The organism is Acetivibrio clariflavus DSM 19732, from assembly GCF_000237085.1.
In the GTDB taxonomy this organism is placed as follows: Bacteria; Bacillota; Clostridia; order Acetivibrionales; family Acetivibrionaceae; genus Acetivibrio; species Acetivibrio clariflavus.
The window spans coordinates 1,199,966-1,217,113 of the sequence record NC_016627.1; the positions used below are offsets into that span (position 1 = coordinate 1,199,966).

The 17,148-nt window shown below is 36.2% G+C and carries 14 protein-coding genes and 1 riboswitch; of the genes, 9 read left to right on the forward strand and 5 right to left on the reverse strand.

Going from position 1 to position 17,148, the window contains the following annotated elements; genetic code table 11:
- Positions 1-80 precede the first annotated feature (80 nt).
- The 6 genes from CLOCL_RS05015 to CLOCL_RS05040 all read left to right on the forward strand — a co-directional run bounded on the left by CLOCL_RS05015 (position 81) and on the right by CLOCL_RS05040 (position 7,518).
- Complete coding sequence (locus CLOCL_RS05015; RefSeq protein ID WP_245532844.1) at positions 81-2,507, forward strand: transglutaminase-like domain-containing protein; 2,427 nt, start codon at positions 81-83, stop codon at positions 2,505-2,507.
- A 26-nt stretch (positions 2,508-2,533) separates the two neighbouring features.
- Complete coding sequence (locus CLOCL_RS05020) at positions 2,534-3,685, forward strand: hypothetical protein (RefSeq protein ID WP_014254328.1); 1,152 nt, start codon at positions 2,534-2,536, stop codon at positions 3,683-3,685.
- The gene (locus tag CLOCL_RS05025) at positions 3,642-4,631 is read left to right on the forward strand and encodes an AAA family ATPase (protein WP_041714947.1); all 990 of its coding nucleotides are present in this window, start codon (positions 3,642-3,644) and stop codon (positions 4,629-4,631) included. The genes CLOCL_RS05020 and CLOCL_RS05025 overlap by 44 nt, the downstream gene beginning before the upstream one ends.
- Positions 4,632-5,954: a DUF58 domain-containing protein gene (locus tag CLOCL_RS05030; protein ID WP_014254330.1), complete on the forward strand. Its 1,323-nt coding sequence runs from the start codon at positions 4,632-4,634 to the stop codon at positions 5,952-5,954. It begins immediately after the preceding gene.
- Entirely contained in the window at positions 5,951-6,562 is a 612-nt protein-coding gene (locus tag CLOCL_RS05035; RefSeq protein WP_014254331.1) for a hypothetical protein, read from the forward strand. The genes CLOCL_RS05030 and CLOCL_RS05035 overlap by 4 nt, the downstream gene beginning before the upstream one ends.
- 254 nt (positions 6,563-6,816) lie before the next feature.
- Complete coding sequence (locus CLOCL_RS05040; RefSeq protein WP_014254332.1) at positions 6,817-7,518, forward strand: DUF2238 domain-containing protein; 702 nt, start codon at positions 6,817-6,819, stop codon at positions 7,516-7,518.
- Positions 7,519-7,653: 135 nt separating this feature from the next.
- Here CLOCL_RS05040 and CLOCL_RS05045 read toward each other — a convergent pair whose 3' ends face one another.
- Positions 7,654-8,238 (reverse strand): helix-turn-helix domain-containing protein, encoded by a 585-nt coding sequence (locus tag CLOCL_RS05045; protein WP_014254333.1) that lies wholly within the window; start codon positions 8,236-8,238, stop codon positions 7,654-7,656.
- Positions 8,239-8,575: 337 nt separating this feature from the next.
- On the opposite strand from CLOCL_RS05045, the gene CLOCL_RS05050 reads away from it, so the two are divergent.
- Positions 8,576-9,943 (forward strand): MATE family efflux transporter, encoded by a 1,368-nt coding sequence (locus CLOCL_RS05050; protein ID WP_014254334.1) that lies wholly within the window; start codon positions 8,576-8,578, stop codon positions 9,941-9,943.
- Positions 9,944-10,046: 103 nt separating this feature from the next.
- Here the strand turns inward: CLOCL_RS05050 and CLOCL_RS05055 are convergent, their stop codons facing one another.
- The 4 genes from CLOCL_RS05055 to CLOCL_RS05070 are packed head-to-tail and all read right to left on the reverse strand — an operon-like array spanning position 10,047 to position 12,869.
- A complete protein-coding gene (locus CLOCL_RS05055; RefSeq protein ID WP_014254335.1) occupies positions 10,047-10,799 on the reverse strand; it encodes an ABC transporter ATP-binding protein in 753 nt (250 codons plus the stop codon).
- A 9-nt stretch (positions 10,800-10,808) separates the two neighbouring features.
- On the reverse strand, positions 10,809-11,840 hold the full coding sequence (locus tag CLOCL_RS05060; RefSeq protein WP_014254336.1) for an ABC transporter substrate-binding protein: 1,032 nt from the start codon (positions 11,838-11,840) through the stop codon (positions 10,809-10,811).
- Between the two features lie 5 nt (positions 11,841-11,845).
- Entirely contained in the window at positions 11,846-12,607 is a 762-nt protein-coding gene (locus CLOCL_RS05065; RefSeq protein ID WP_014254337.1) for an ABC transporter permease, read from the reverse strand.
- Complete coding sequence (locus tag CLOCL_RS05070) at positions 12,582-12,869, reverse strand: thiamine-binding protein (protein WP_014254338.1); 288 nt, start codon at positions 12,867-12,869, stop codon at positions 12,582-12,584. The genes CLOCL_RS05065 and CLOCL_RS05070 overlap by 26 nt, the downstream gene beginning before the upstream one ends.
- A 96-nt stretch (positions 12,870-12,965) precedes the next feature.
- Positions 12,966-13,071: riboswitch (TPP riboswitch) on the reverse strand.
- Positions 13,072-13,391: 320 nt separating this feature from the next.
- Here CLOCL_RS05070 and CLOCL_RS20940 point away from each other — a divergent pair.
- Entirely contained in the window at positions 13,392-16,226 is a 2,835-nt protein-coding gene (locus CLOCL_RS20940; protein ID WP_014254339.1) for an S-layer homology domain-containing protein, read from the forward strand.
- Positions 16,227-16,532: 306 nt separating this feature from the next.
- Positions 16,533-17,069 (forward strand): hypothetical protein, encoded by a 537-nt coding sequence (locus CLOCL_RS05085; protein ID WP_014254340.1) that lies wholly within the window; start codon positions 16,533-16,535, stop codon positions 17,067-17,069.
- The last annotated feature ends 79 nt before the right edge of the window (positions 17,070-17,148 follow it).

Genomic DNA, 17,148 nt, shown 5'->3' on the forward strand with positions numbered 1-17,148 from the left:
TAAAAAATAACTTAATAAAATTGACCATGTTTCTTTCAGTGGTGTTGTTGTCAGCTTTTTTGCTTATGGCTGCTATTAATATGTTAAATTTTAATGACGCCGGAGCAGGTGGAGGTGACATCAGTAAGAGCGGTTCTGCGGGGGGAAGTAACAAGCAGTCTAAGGCAAGTCCAGGCTTAAAAGATAAAAATTCTGAAAGAAACGATGATTGGAAGAACAGGGTAGAGAGGAGACGTGCTGAACGAAAGGATTCCGAAATTTTCGACGGGGAATTTTCCTATGGGGAAGGACAGGATAGTGGAGGGTACGGAAAAGGAGAATTCACTATACCTGAAAATTTACCCAATGTCGATATTTCCGGAGAGAATATATTGCCGGATATTCCGTTTGGCAGTGGAGAAAGTATTCAAACAATTGTTTTAAGTAACGAAAAGCAGCCTCATACGCCTGTATTTGAAGTGCTTGGATATCCCAATTATCCTTTTCTGAAAGTAGTGGTATTGGAGAACTATTATAAAAATCGATGGATTGCAGTAAAAGAAGAACCGGAAGTGGTAATAAATTTTGATGCAAATTTGGATGAAAAATATAGTGCCAATTCGGTTAAAATTAAACCTATTTTTCCTTCAAGCGGATATCTGCCGGTTTTATCAGGTAAATTTAGTTTTAAATATCGTACCAATGTAAACTGGTATAAGTTATCGGAAACATATTATTCGGAAAATGTTATAGACGATTTTTACATTATGGATTATGTGAATTCTGTTGATTACCATCAGCTTATGTACGCAAATACCGATGACTTATATTCTTATTCTATTTCTGTACCGGAATTTGTTGAGAAAATTGTTGATGATATTATTGAGGGCTGTAACAGTGATTTCGATATTATAAAAGGCGTAGAAAATTACCTTCTTAGCAATTATTACCTGGATAACAAAGTTATAAACAATTACGGCCAAAACGACGGTATAATATCTTTCCTGATGAATAAAGGCGGAATTGGGAATACCTTGGATTTTATGTCTGCTTATACCTATCTATTAAGGGCGGCAGGTATACCTTGCCGATTGGTAATTGGGTATAGAATAAATCAGGGAAAGCCGTATCAGGTTGTTTATAGGGACCAGGCATACATATATCCGGAAATAAAGTTTGAAGAGTATGGATGGATTCCTATGGATGTATTTGGATATGACCCGTCCTTTACACCTCCTATTGAGACGGTAACACAAATTACGTCGGTCAGTGCCGAAGCAAAAAGAGGTACCAACTTTACTGTAAAAGGAACAGTTACAGATTTGAACGGCAAATTGCTGGATGATATGTCTGTGCTTATTTATGTAAAATCGTCAAAAACCGAGAATACTCTTTCCTACGCCAGGGCTGAAGTTCATGACGGAAAGTTTGAGATTACATGCGATGTAAAACACAATATTCCTGCGGGGAAGTATCAAGTTGTTGCAGATTTACTGGAAAATGATTTGTATAGGACTTCTACCAGCGACCCTGAGATGAGAATTACTACCGATACTCGAATAGAACTTATTGATAATGGCACTGTAGTGGGCAAAAGTTTTACGATTGAGGGAAGTCTAATAGACAGTTACTCCAATGAAGGTGTCTCGGCTCTAAAAATAAATATAAAATTTCCGGGTACAAATATTGAAGATAGTGTTTTATCCCAAACAGAGGGAAAGTTTTCCATGCTGGTTGATCTAAAGGAATTTGGGAAATTGACACCGGAAAGAAACTTCTTCTTTGTAAAGGGATATAATATAAGCTATCAGCTTGAGTTTGCGGGTACAGACATTTTTTACCCTTCAAGCACTTCCGGGAGTACTTTTATTTGGCACATACTTTGGGCAAGAATTGCATTGGCTTTATTGCTTATAGTATCAATTATATCTTTTCCGATAGTTATCCGCATTGTCAGGACACGTAAAGATGAAACAAGGGATATGTTGCTTGCACTGAATGGCGGTTTTTCAAAGATGTCAGTTCTGGTTGCCGGAGATAATCAGAACTTAGCGAATGATAAGGAACTGGTGCAGCAGATAAATATTAAGTTCCCTCAGATAAAGAATGGTTATCCCGATGTATGGGGAGTTAATGAAGAATTGATTATAAGTTTTGAGGATAGTTGGCAAAATCGGGATGAGAAAAAAATTAATTTTGATAAAAAAGGGACCTATAGTATCAAAGTATTAAAAGGGCCAGATAAAATAACTCAGAGAGATATAAGGATAGTGAATTATAGGGAGGAAGTAATAACAAACGGCAAGATGCTATTAAAAGAGTTTTCGAAAACTATTGATATTAATGACAAGATGACTCTTAGAGAAATATTGTTTTTAATGAAATCACAGCTTTCAACAATGAAATATATGATTTTGGAACAGGTTTTTGATATTATGGAAAAGGCGGTTTATAGTTTGAACGATATTAGCAGAGAGGATTATGAGTTGTTTTATATGTGCATTCAGAAATATAAATCATTAACATAGGAACTATTTTTATAAGGGAGGATAGAATGCATCCTAACAGTACAGAAGTTTTAAACGCTTCTTCAAAGAAGTTAAGTGTATATGCAATAATACTTGCGGCATTTGTAATCTTTGCATATGTTATATTTTTTTGGCCGGGAAAATTTTTATATGATATAAGAGACGATTTTTATTTTTTGATATTTCCTGGTGCAGCTATACTTGCCGGGAATTTTGTCAAGTCTATTGTAAAGTCCTGTTTTGTCGGTAAATGGACAGAACTTGCAGCCAGCTTTATTCTTTATTTGACAAACGGTACATCGGCAGTACTTTTTATAGCCTTTTCATCAAAGGATATGGGCTATCTTACAGCAATAGCCTGGGTGGTACTGTTGGCAATTTCTATAGTAATTTATAAAGCTTCTAAATTTTTTTATACAGGGATATATTCCGGATGCTTGATAAAGGCATTTTCTTACATTCTTATGGGATTTAGCATAAGAGGAATATTAGGTGACATACTATTAAGATATTTTTCAAATCTTGTTATGATATCTTTTGTTATACTGGCATTGCTGCAGATGGCAACTCTTATAGAACTTTTTTACAATGAAAAGTCCAGAAGATTAGCCATGTGGCTTAAGAGCAATCATTTTAAAAAATATATCGGAATATTTGCATCAGTATTTATAATTGGGTTGTTGAGGAGGGATATTTTGAGTTCGGGATTGGCAGGTTGGATCTTAATATTTATGGTCTTGCTGGTAATATTTGTATTGTTTGCGGTTAGGATGTGGGGAAGCGTCAAATACTTTCCGGAAGAAAAGCTGGCAAAACATGTACAGGATATGAATTTTGACAAAAGCAAAGACCTTGAGAACATAACAAGATATATAGAGGATTACGTAAATTTGGGTAAAAAGAGCAGACTGGTATCCTACCTTACGTACTTGGGATATAAATCGGGGATACCGTTTGGTGCCGTAAGCAATATAATTGCTCCCCTTGTGGAGTATTGTGACCCGGAAATTCCGGGCATGTTGACAGTCGAACAATATAAGGCTATTGAGGAGAGAAACAGGCAGAACAGATTAAGAGTAATTGAAAAAATTACGTCAAATTTGAAACTTTTCGGAAAAGGGGTATATGTGTACAATGGATATTATACAGGTGCAAAAAATTTGCAGGACTATAATTGATGAGGTTGAAAAAGTATTTGTTACCAGCGATCGAATGCTGCTCAATAAAGTTCTTTGCGGATTTTTGTCGGGAGGACATATATTGTTTGAAGACAACCCGGGGCTAGGCAAGACTTTGCTTGTAAAAGTCCTGGCCAAGGTTACGGGATGTGAATGGAAAAGAATACAGTTCACACCCGATTTAATGCCTTCAGATATATTGGGGACAAAGATATGGAAGAGCAATTCTTCTACCTTTGAACTTGAAAAGGGACCAATATTTACAAACTTTTTACTGGCTGATGAAATAAACAGGGCGATGCCCAAAACACAATCAGCACTGTTGGAAGCAATGGAGGAAAGACAGGTTTCAATAGAGGGTACAACTTATCCTCTAAAACCGCCTTTTATTGTAATGGCTACCCAGAACCCGATTGAAATGGAGGGTACTTATCCTTTGCCCGAAGCTCAAATGGACAGGTTTATTATGAAACTTTCATTAGGCTATCTTGACAGCTTAGAAAAGGAATGTGAAGTACTGAAGCGACGTATTGAGTGGAAAAAGGATGACCCGACCAATGACATTCATCCCGTGATTACTATGGATGAACTTATAATGCTTCAGCAAGAAGCGGAAAAGGTATTTGTAGACGACAATATATTGATGTATATAACAGAAATTGTGAGGAATACAAGAACTAATCCTAATGTCCGGCTTGGGGCAAGCCCTAGGGGAGCTTTGGCACTTTTAAAACTATCCCGAGCCAGTGCTCTAATATCGGGGAGAGATTATGTTGTTCCGGATGATGTCAAGTTTATAGCTGTAGAGGCATTGGCCCACCGTATAATTCTTCATGTGGAACATATTATGGAAGGCCGACTTCCTACTGCTGTTATAAAAAGTATTATCAGTAAAATTGATGTTCCTAAAAGTTATACCAGGGAAAATTCAGGAGGATTAATATAAATGCCCGGCTATATTTTTAAATTGGGTGCAATCTTTTTGGGATTGATACTTGCAGCATTTTTATTGGCAAATAATATACTTATAGCTGTTTCCATAATACCTTTGTGCCTTATGGCTGCTGGTTATTTTGTTGAGGTACCAAAAGAAATTAGGGTTAAAAAAACTATATCTAAAAATAGGGCAAGGGTTGGAGAACTTTTAAGCATAAGTCTCGATGTTTCGGTTGAATCAGGGATTGGTCCGGTAATTATCTGTGATGTTATAAACGGAAGCTTTGAACTGGTCGAAGGCAGTAATTTTCATGTAGTATGGAAAGGTTTTTCTCCAAAAACATTTAAAATAAACTATAAAGTAAGGTGCAATGCTTCGGGGACCTATTCATTAGAGGAAACCAAGTGGAGGACTAAACATCCGGTATGTAATTATTCGGAAAATGGAGTATGTCATAATAATATATCGGTGCAAATAGTTCCAAGGCTTTTAGAACTTCATAAAATAAGAGGTTTGGCGGCAAAAAGCAGAGTACCAATGCCGCAGGGAGCTTTATCCACACTGGGTATGACAACTCACGAATTTAAAGAGGTGAGACTGTATTACCCCGGAGACCCTTTTAAATCTATTAATTGGAAGGTTACTTCGAGAAACCTTTTCAGGGGAAAAGTTTATCCTGTTGTGAATGAGTTTGAGAGAGAAGGTAAAAAATCGGTTTATATTTTTCTTGACACTTCTCCAACAATGAATTTCGGTACTAAATCCAGAAATGTAATTGAGTATTCCATCGAAGCAGTAAATGCTTTTGCTGACTATTATTTAGCTCAAAATTGCATAGTATCCCTTATTTCCTTTGGAAGCAAGAAAATTGTCGTGCCTGCGGGTTCGGGAAAAATGCAATACCATAGAATATTGAGGGAATTGATGAGAATTAGAGATAATACCGATGATAGAAAAACTGTAAAAAAGAAAGTAACTTCTTTAGCGGAAATTATATACTCAAACCGTGAGCATTTTGTAGGTGTAAGACCGTTGTTTATTGTAATAACCAGGTTTTGCGGAAGCAACAGCGAAGCCTTGAAAAAGGCAGTTGAAGATATGTCCAAGTATACTGTCAGGAATGGTAATTTACCGAGTATAATGATGGTTAATATTATAGGTTATGAGATGAGAATAAAAAAAGATATCGAAAAACAGGCTGCAAACTTAATTGAATCCTTTATGAATATTATGTCCAAAGAACTGAGAAACCGCTGTATATGGATTGACTGGAATCCCGCAAGGGAAAGTCTCACAAGTGCGCTTTTAAAACAGGTGGTGACAGCAAGATGAGAGAATGGACTTTGTCAGGAAGAATTGTACTCTCTTCCTTAGCCTATGTTTTATCTTTTATAATGTTTATCAATACTTCGGTGTTTACTTATGAAGATTTTAAAACATCTCTTATTACAGTTAATGTTATAGCTTTTATATTTATAGGAATGGGCTATGTCATTTACAAAACCGTACTTGCACCAATCTTTTTTGCGTGCATGTTTTTCTGTGCTCCGTCTGTTATGGCCTATTCAAAATTGGGAAAGGCAATATTTGACATTAATGTTACTAATAAATTTGATTCTCTCGTTACCGCAGTACTTTTTTTGACGATAATTTCAATGCTTTTGCTGGCGGGAAAGCTAAAAAAGGCAGAAGGAGAGTACTTGTCCATGATTTCGGACGGTGCTGATGAGGAGGATGTTAAGCTTATCACAATCAATAGCTTGAAAGTATATTTAGCTTTTCTTGTCGGAATTTATTCTGCTGCAATTATTGCTGCAGTTACCGGATTTGTTTTGCTGAATTTAGAGGGTTCGTTTACAATAGCTGTTATTACTGCGACTTTGGGTATGGCTATGTTTTCGGGATGTGCGTTTTATATCTATAAAAAATGGTTGGAGTAATCAAGTAAATATATCTATAAAATGATGAATTTTAAGTTTTGAAGGGTGTGCCAATTGCTATGCATAGCCTTTTATATTTGAAATTCGATGTAAAAATTTGAAAAATTTAATAATTTGGCATAGTGTTTAGGTGAACAAATATATACATATTATAGTGAAATATAACTTGCTTATTTTTGCTTGAGTGTGATAATTTTAAATGAATACCTTTATAAAAATATAAGATAGTTGTTTGGTTAAGGTGAAAATGAATTATGAGAGAGTCAAAAGCTTCCAAAATTGTATCGGGGATTGTTTTTATTTCTCTGGTTTTGTCCGTTATATATATCATTGTGAGGATAATAATGGTATCTACCGGTATAAAAGATAAAGGAGACCGGCCAGAAAGTGAATATGTTTTGATGCTTCTGCAATGCACATTAGGTATTATTATGATGCTATTACCGGGATTTATTTCTAAAAAGCTCAGCATACAAATTCCAAGTCAAATGTACATTACTTTTGTTATCTTTTTATACTGTGCCATATATCTTGGAGAAGTACGGAGCTTTTACTATCAGTTCAGGCATTGGGACACAATACTTCATGCTGTTAGCGGTTTTATGCTTGGGGCATTGGGATTTTCCTTTGTTGTGCTGTTGAATGATACCGAAAAGGTTCCTGTAAATCTAAGTCCTGTGTTTGTATCATTGTTTGCATTTTGCTTTTCTATTATGCTTGGCGTTATGTGGGAGTTCTACGAATTTACTTTTGATGGTCTGTTGGGACTTAACATGCAAAAATTCGCACTGGAAGACGGGACGCTGCTTGTTGGCCGTGAAGCATTGTCCGATACAATTAAGGATTTATTTGTAGATACAATAGGTGCACTGATAATTTCAATCATTGGTTATATTTCAATCAAGTATAAAAAGGGTTGGATAGAAAGGCTGCTTATTAAAAGGGACGATGATTAGGCAAATTCTGGTTCGATAAAAACAGAAGTAAAAGGTAGGCAGAGTGCCTACCTTATCACATAGTGCTGTTTGTCTTAAAAATATAAAAATAAGGTATTTTTATAAAATGTATTCATGGATAAAATTAAACATTTCCTATATAAGTTGATAGGATAAGCCGTGCTTGGTGCAATAGATATAAAGAATACCATGGCCAAACTTCTGGAAATATAATTGAACTGGCCATTCAGGATACTGTTTTGCCATTAGCAATTTATCACCGGTTACATATGCTACAAAGGAAATATAGTGATCCTTTGTCATAGGGTGATTGGTTGTGATAAACCATTCATATTCACTGTTTTCCACACTAAGGGCATGATTTTCGTCAACTTTTACAGGTTCTAATTCTTCAAGTTTTCTTCCGCAGCATGAGATAGAAGCAGTACCTGTGCTGGTAATAATGTTAATGCATTCGGGACATACATAAAATTTTAGATTTTTCATGTTACCTCCAAATTGCTCATTGGGGTTTAATTCACCCAAAAGTATTTTTTCAATATTTACACCCAAAAGGGATGACAATTCCGGTAATAGCGATACGTCAGGGCAGCCAAGTCCGCGTTCCCATTTGCTTATAGTTTTATCACTGATGTTCATTATGTTAGCCATTTGTTTTTGTGTCATACCTTTTTCTTTACGCAGATTGTATATCAAATTTCCTACTTTGCTCAGGTCCATAGTATCTCCTCCATAAATTTAGTATATCCTATTGCGGAAATATATCAATAAACGCTTCGTAGAGTCCAAAATCTGACTGTATATTTGATGTGCATTAATGTATTAAATCTTTTGAGACAGCGGAGAAAAAAGCAAGATTCATTAAATTTTTAAAGCCGATATATGTTGCGGGATATTTATGTTTGTGTTAAGATGCTGTTTATATGCAATATTGTAAATTGTAAGGTATTATTTACCTAGTTTTTGCTTTATCTTCTGCAATAAACTATTTGAAGCAATTAATTAACAATAGTATAATAAATTAAATTGCTATTGCATATGAAAGAAGGTATAGTTGGTGTCCAAAGAATTGAATGCTATGAGGCGTGAGGCCATATCTATTACATGGCCTGCTTTTGTAGAATTGGTAATGTCTACCTTGTTTGGCATGGTGGACATGATTATGGTTGGAAAGCTCAGTTCAGCTGCAATAGCAGCTGTTGGACTTACAAATCAGCCCTTTATGCTTTTGCTGGCAATTTTTTCGGCTGTGAATGTCGGCACAAGTACGCTTGTTGCCTGGAATATAGGTGCTGGAAATAAGGAGAAGGCCAAATTTATTACCAGGCAGATTGTTGTAATGAATGCTATTCTTGGTATAATCATGAGTACCATAGGTATAGTTTTTTCACATCAGATAGTTGTGTTTATGGGAGCTGAGGCAGATACTATAAGAGATGCAACAATATATTTCCAGATTGTTTCTGCAGGATTGGTATTTCAAGCGATTAATTTGGGAATTACGGCAGCATTGAGAGGTGCCGGAGAAACTAAAATTCCTATGTTCTACAATATCGGAAGTAACCTTCTAAATGTACTTGGCAATTATATGCTTATTTACGGAAAATTAGGGATGCCCAAAATGGGGGTTGCCGGTGCTGCACTTTCAACGACAATATCCAGATGGGTTGCGTGCTTTTTTGGGTTGGGAATAATATACTTTTCGAATCTTTCGGTTATTTCAATTGATCTTAAAGACCGATTTAGATTTGACACCGATATAATGAAAAAAGTGTTTTCTATTGGCTTGCCTTCTGCATTGGAACAGTTTGTTCTGCAGAGCGGATTAATGTTATTTGCACGTACCGTTTCTAGTTTGGGTACAATTAAGTTTGCTGCACACCAGATAGGCTTAAATATTTGTGGCTTGACTTTTTCGCCAAGCATGGCTTTTGGAGTTGCTGCCACGACTTTGGTCGGACAGAGCCTTGGGGCTAAAGATGAGGAAAAAGCAAAAAAATATGCCGATATGATACACCATATGGCTGTACTGGTTGCCTGTATAATGGGGGCAGTATTTATTCTGTTTTCCTACCAGCTTGCCTGTTTGTATACTGATGATGCTACTGTAGCTGCTGCAGCATCTATTATACTTAAGATAATGGCACTGGCACAACCGGGACAGTCGACACAGCTTTCGGTTGCAGGGGTTTTGAGGGGAGCGGGAGATACTTTGTATCCTTTATATGCGTCCATATTTGGGATATGGATTTTCAGAGTGTTTGTTGCCTATGTGTTTGTAAGTGTATTTCACTGGGGGCTTATAGGAGCATGGGTGGCTTTAGTGTTCGATCAATATACGAGGGCTGCCGTTGTATATTTCAGATATCGTTCCGGAAAGTGGAAGTATGCCAAAATATGTACTGCTGATGCTGTTGAGATGTAGAGTCTGTTATTGAATGAGAAACTTCATTATCATCTTTATTTATATAGAAACAAGGTGAAATGAAGTTTCTTTTATTGTACTGGATTTAAAAAGTTACGGATAATTATCTAAGCGCTTTTAATATGCGTTCTCTATACTCAAGAAATTCATATGTTGAAAGCATTTCTCGTGTTCTTGGCCTTCCAAAATTTATATCCACTGTGGTTACAACAGAAGCTGGCCTGTCGGACAGTACGTAGACTCTGTCCGATAGAAAAACTGCTTCGTCAATGTCATGAGTGACAAATATCACACTTTTTTTATGTTCGTTAAGTACTGTGAGCAGCCATTCCTGCATGTTCATCCTGGTTATTGCATCTAATGCACCGAAGGGTTCGTCTAAAAGCATGATATCACTGTTCATTAAAAATGTTCTGAGAATAGCTGCCCTTTGCTTCATTCCTCCTGAAATTTCCGAAGGATAATAATTTTCAAAACCTTCCAGACCGAATTCTTTAATAAGTTTTGTAATTTCCGGGACTTTATTGTCATTGAGTCTTCCGTCTATCTCAAGGGGCAGAATTATATTCTTAAACACGGTGCGCCATGGCATTAGCAGGTCTTTTTGGGGCATATAGCAAAATTTGGCCGAATTCGGTGCAAACTTTTGGTCCCGGACCAGAATTTCTCCTGAATAATTGTCCTCAAGGCCTGCCAAAATCCTCAGCAAAGTGCTTTTACCGCAGCCACTGGGACCAATTAGGGATATAAACTGATTTTCGTATAAAACCAGACTTATATCCTTTATCACTTTAAGTTGTTCCTTATTGTGTATAAAGGTTTTACTCAAATGTTTTATTTCAATTGCAGTATTCATTAATAAATTTTACTCTCCTTGCAAAAATTCATTGGTAAATGCCTTATCAACATCGATAGGGGATTCTATAAATCCGTTTTCATAAAGCCAGTTCATATATCTTTCCCATACTTCTCTTTTCTGCATTCCCCAGTAAGGTGCATCATCCTGATATTTTGAGACTAAGTACTTCTGGCTTTTTATAACCAAATCCCTGTCCAGCTCTGGTGCCAGTTGCAGAAGACATTCTGCAGCTTCATCGGCATTTTCCATAGCAAATTTATAACCTTTTTTCACAGCTCTCATAAATTTCTTGACAAGTTCAGGGTTTTTTGCAATATTGTCTTCATTTGTCACTATTACCGGAGTATAATAGTCAAAAACATCGGAAAGATCTTTAAGTGGAATATAGTTGATTTCTATGCCTTTGTTGCTTGCATTGATATAGTCCCATCCTTCGAAGATCCAGGCGAAATCAATTTGGTTTGTCTCACTGGCAGTTATAAAGTCCAGGGTACCTATTGTATGGATTTCAACTTTATCAGGATTTCCGCCGGCATCTTTTACAACTTGCTTAACCATTGCCACTTCCACATCAGAGCCCCAGCTGCCGTATTTTTTACCTTCAAAATCCTTTGGGGAAGTTATTCCCTTTGATTTTAATGCGCCAAAGCCGGAAGTATTGTGCTGTATTATTGCAGCAATTGAGACCAGAGGCATACCTGTGGAACGTGCGAAAGTGACACCTTCCTGATAACTTATTCCGAACTGAGCGGTATTTGTTGCTACAAGCTGATCGGCGGAAGACTCACCTGGTTGAATTATAGATACATCCAAGCCTTCCTCCTCAAAAAATCCTTTTACCTTTGCAACATAAATTCCGGTGTGATTTGTATTCGGTGTCCAGTCCAGCACAAAAGTTACCTTTTCAAGATTAGATTTACCTTTATTGGACGGATATTTTTCCTTTGGATTTTCAATATACTTTTGTGTCATACAAGCTGAAAAAATCAAAGTGAAAGTAATCGTTATACAAAACAATATAAGAATTTTTCTTTTCATTTTATTCATCCTTTCAAATTCCATTTAATTGTTTTCTTTTCAATTATGCTTATAAATGCAAATAACAAGATGCTGAAAAGAGAAATTACCGCAATGTCTGCAAACATTGCAGCAGTTTTAAAGGATTTCATTGAACGGGTAAGAAAAATACCTAATCCGTTTTGCGCACCGGTCCACTCGGACATTACAGCACCCATAACAGCGTAAGCTGCTGCCAGCTTAAGGCCCGAAAAAAAGTGAACTGATGCTGAAGGCAGTTTTACTTTAAAGAATATCTGCATTTTATTTGCGTTCATGCATCTGAGCAGTTCTTCAAGCCCTCTGTCATACGAATTTAAACCTTCTGTGAGGCTCAGTGCTACCGGAAAGAAAACTACCAAAACGCATACTACCAATTTTGAGACAATTCCTATTCCGAACCAAATGGTAATCAGTGGCGCTAAGACAATTATGGGTACTGTCTGGGAAAGAATCATAAAGGGATAAAGGGCATTGCGAATGAATTCAAAATTACTCATTATGACAGAAAGCACAACTGCCAATATTACACCCAGTATAAAACCTATAACGGTTTCGGTGATTGTGGTTACCGAGTGAAAAAGCAATAGGTCCCCGGATTTTATAAATTCATTGATTATGGCTGAAGGAGCTGGAAGTATGTATTCTTTTATATCTTTTGCTTTTACAGCCAATTCCCATGCAATAACAAAAACAAAAAAGGCAACAGACGAGTAAATGGGATTACCGGTATTTCGAAATTTTTTCATCCATTGTCACGCCTTCCTCTTTGTAATCAATTTTGACTACAGATATAACTCGACTGGCACCTTCCGAGACACATATTGTTTGCGCTTTTTTAACTATTCCCAATAGGATATCCAATTCACCTTCCATGGTGGTTTCCATTGGACCTACTTCGTATTTGACACCGCTTTTGTCTATCATTTCAATGACTTTGTCTACAACGGGATAAATTTTATCTTCCGGCACATTGGGAATAACCTGCAGTGATACATTAACTCTTGGCATTGATAAATAACTCCTTTCAAAAATATCTGCATTAATCTATAAAACGGCTATATAACATAATTGTCTCAATTAAAAAACCGCCCAGCATAGGCGGCAGTATACAGTTTATTCTTTCCCTACGCTGGCATTACCCAGATCAGGTTATGGGTTGCGGAGAAACCCCCGCTCTCAGCCGGCAGAACCAGCACCCCTGTCAAGCATTATTCAATTGAATTAATGATAGCATAACATAAAATGAAATACAAGGTTTTATTTAATTAAGCAAATTTAAAGCAAATTAATTGATATACATAAAATTCCAAGAAGTGCAACAATAATTTTCTGGAAACTAATGTAATAAAAATAAATTAGGAATTGGAAATACAGTAATAAATTAACGTGACATATAAACTATTTGAAGATTTTTTGCATTTATTTATTGTATATAGTTGTAAACCTGAAAATAATTGTGTAATATAGAATAGAATAGTACAACATATCCAGTAATATCCACAAAATTCACTCAAGTCGGGGGGATCCAAAATGCCAAGAATCAGATGCAGTAAGTATTTTTCCATTATCACAGGTTTATGTATACTTATTTTGTCGATTTATCAAAATGCAGCTCCAGTATTTGCAGAAGTTCAACCATTGACGGAAACAGTAAATTTTCCGGAAAGTATCTATCAAAGCAATACTTATACTACTGAAATAAAAGGAATTTTCGATATCTCGGATATTTCGGTAAATACAGGGAAAGTGACTTATGAAATAACCGGAGATAAAATAAAAATAACCGTATCCGATGGAGAACATTCAAGAATAGGGCCTCATACAAAAGATGTAACTGTAACAGAAAAAAATACTTTTAATATTTTTCCCGAATCAGTTCCGTATAATTCGGATGGTTATAGCGGTGAATTGGCGAAAACAGGGTCGGGTTACGATTCGGAAAATGACATATACTGGGCAACTTATTATGGAATTGTTACAAACCCTGAGTGTAAATTTTATAAATATAAAGTCGATTTTACATATACATTAAATGCTGCACCTCAATTATCCTTAACTTCTCCAAGTGACATAATATACATAAGGGATAAAGTTGATATAAAGGGAATTGTAAAAGATGAAAATATAGGAGACCAATTAAATATATATTATTCTTTTGACAATTATTCCGACAGCACCAAAGGGGTAACTTATAAAACTAAACTTACGGCTGACGGAACAGAACAGAGAATAGACGGTACTATTAGCATTTCGGCTTTAAAACTTGAAGATGGAGTGCATACTCTATATATGTGGGCTGTTGACAGAAGAGGAGAAAAATCGTATCCGGCAGTAACTAAAGTCATGGTTGATACAGTTCCGCCACAAGCACCAGTTCTTGCACAGGAACCTACAACACCTACCAATAAAAGTGTAGAAGTGACAGTAACTTATCCTGATGATGCAGAGATAAAGGAAGTGAGAATTGACGGCGGAAGCTGGGTACCTTTTGACAGTGTTGCAAATGATGAAAAAATAATTATGTACGAGAATGGAACGGTGGAAGCAAGATGCAGCGATGCTGCGGGGAATGTATCGGATGTAAGCCGTTTGGTAGTAAGCAATATAGACAGAACTGGACCGGATACTCCTATATTGGTTCCCGATATAACAGAACCTACTAATAAAACGGTTACTGTAACAGTTTATTATGCTGAAGATTCTGTAGTGAAAGAGATTAGAATCGGAGAAAGTGATTGGAGCCTTTATGAGGGCTCTGTTACAGTGGACCGGAATGCAAAAATTGAAGCAAGATCCATGGATGAAGCAGGGAATATATCACCTATAGGCCGACTAATAATAGAAAATATTGATGCTATTTTACCTACGGCACCTGTAATAACAGTCAGTGCTGAAAAGACCAAAGCAGAACCGATAACTGCCGTTATTACACCGGGAACAGATAATGAATCGGGAGTTGACAGAACGGAGTTTTGCCTGGAAGGTGCAACAACCAGTGATTGGCAGGAGTATTTGGATGGAAAAATTATTGAGATAAAAAACATTGGAACAACAACTATTTATGCTAGAACCATTGACAAAGCGGGCAATGTTTCTCCAGTTACCAGCAAATCAGTTGTTATTGACAGAGACAATAATGGCGGCGGAAATAGTGGAGGAAACAGCGGAGGTAACAACGGCGGAAGCAGTGGAGGAAACAATGGAGGAAGCAGCGGAGGTAACAGCGTCGGAAGCAGTGGCGGAAATAATAGCGGAGGAAACAACGGAAACACTGGAGGAAGCAACTCGGGAAATAGTGGAAGCAGCAATGGAGGAAACGGCAGCGGTGGTTCGAAAGTTACAGAGCCTAAGGAAAATGTACCGTCAGTTACAGCTGTAGATTTGTCAGTGTTTATTTCTTCAGACAAATCCAAATATGCAGAAGGGGATATAATTACCTTTACTATCGATTATAAAAACAAGTCAAATGTTTTGGCAACTGACATAACTATTAAGGCTGAAATTCCTGAATATACGTCTGCTGTTGATACATCTGGCGGAACTGTTAATGGAACAGAAATTGAATGGAAAATTGCTGAACTGACTGCAAATACTTCAGGCAAAATTGAATATAGAGTAAGTGTAAATAAACTTGATAAAGCTGAGGTTAGTTCTTCAAATACTGCTACAATCAGCAGTCCGAAACTAACCAATACCGAAGATGATTCCTCTAAAACTATATTTCTGTTATATTCAAATGTAGACAACTTCCACGCAAAATATATAACAGGTTATGCCGATAATACCTTTAGACCTTCAAACAATATTACCAGGGCTGAAATGGCCGCAATAATATATAACGTGCTTGATATTGAGAAGGTAGAAACTGCAAATAAAAATTATACCGATGTAAAGAGCACCCATTGGGCATACAAATGCATAAATGCTGTTACAAATGCAGGGATGTTTGTAGGTTATAATGACGGTTCATTCCGCCCGGACAACTATATCACAAGGGCTGAATTTGCTACGGTCCTGGCTAATTATTTGGGATTTAAGAATGTTGAACATGATAAAATAAACTTTTCGGATATAAGCAAGCATTGGGCCAGGAACTTTATTGAAGAGATATATAGAGTTAAGCTTATTGAAGGATATATCGAAAATGGCGAAAGATTGTTTAAGCCGGACAGCTATATCTCGAGAAGTGAAGCTGTTACTATCGTGAATAAGATGTTATTTAGAGGGCCTCTTGCCGGAATAGAAATGCCGTTTAAGGATGTTGGCCAAAATCACTGGGCTTACGGTCACATACTTGAAAGTTCGGTGGATCATCATTTCAGAAGGGACGAAGATAATTCTGAAATTGCAATAGCGAAAGAGTAAAAGCTGTTTACTTTTGAACGGAAAAGGATTTTTAAAGAAATTCAGGATTAGTAATTTAAAAATAGCATAGTTGTTTTTGGCAGCTATGCTATTTTGTATTTATTAAATTGCGGGTATTTTTATGAAAAGAAATTTTATTGTTTGAGCTTATAATAATTTACATTTTATATTTTATAAGGTAATTATAAATTATAAAATATATAATGTAAAATATTACTTTGAATAACCAGTGTGGTATTTTGCAATTAAAATTGCTCCATTGTATATTAAATTTAAAAGATTTATATGGAAGAAGGAAATGCAAAAATGAAAAAGCAAATATGTATATTATCTCTATTGCTGCTTGTCATTATTTCTTTATTTGCCTGTTCTGAAGGAGAAGCGCAAGGAAAGATCAATAAAACAGGAATTGTCACAGAGGAGACCCGGTTGTATTCGGATCCAGGATTAAAAGATAGTATAGCTTACGTTTATCAAAACGATTTGGTGTTTGTTATTTCAAAAAATTCAAAGGGATATTATGTGCAAATGCCCGTTATGAATATTCCTCCCACAGAAGGGTTTATACCTATTGATGCCGTTTCTTTTGATACAAAGTTGTTTACAGCTGCAAATTACGGCGTTCTGGCAGATGTTAAGACCACTTTGTACAACTCACCGGATATTAATGATGTCTATTCCACGTCAAATGGAGTAGTAAAAATCCTGGAAAGAAAAGATAACTGGATACTTTGCGGGCTAAAGGCAGGAGAGGGAGAGAAATGGGTACAGGCAGATAAAATAAAATATGAGTTGGAATATATAGATTATATAGATGATAAAAACTCAATTTTTTTCCTCTGAAAAATCGATGAAAGCTTGAATTGGTATTTTGCTTTAGTGGAAATTGCAAAGTTTATATAATAACTGATTTAAATATTGC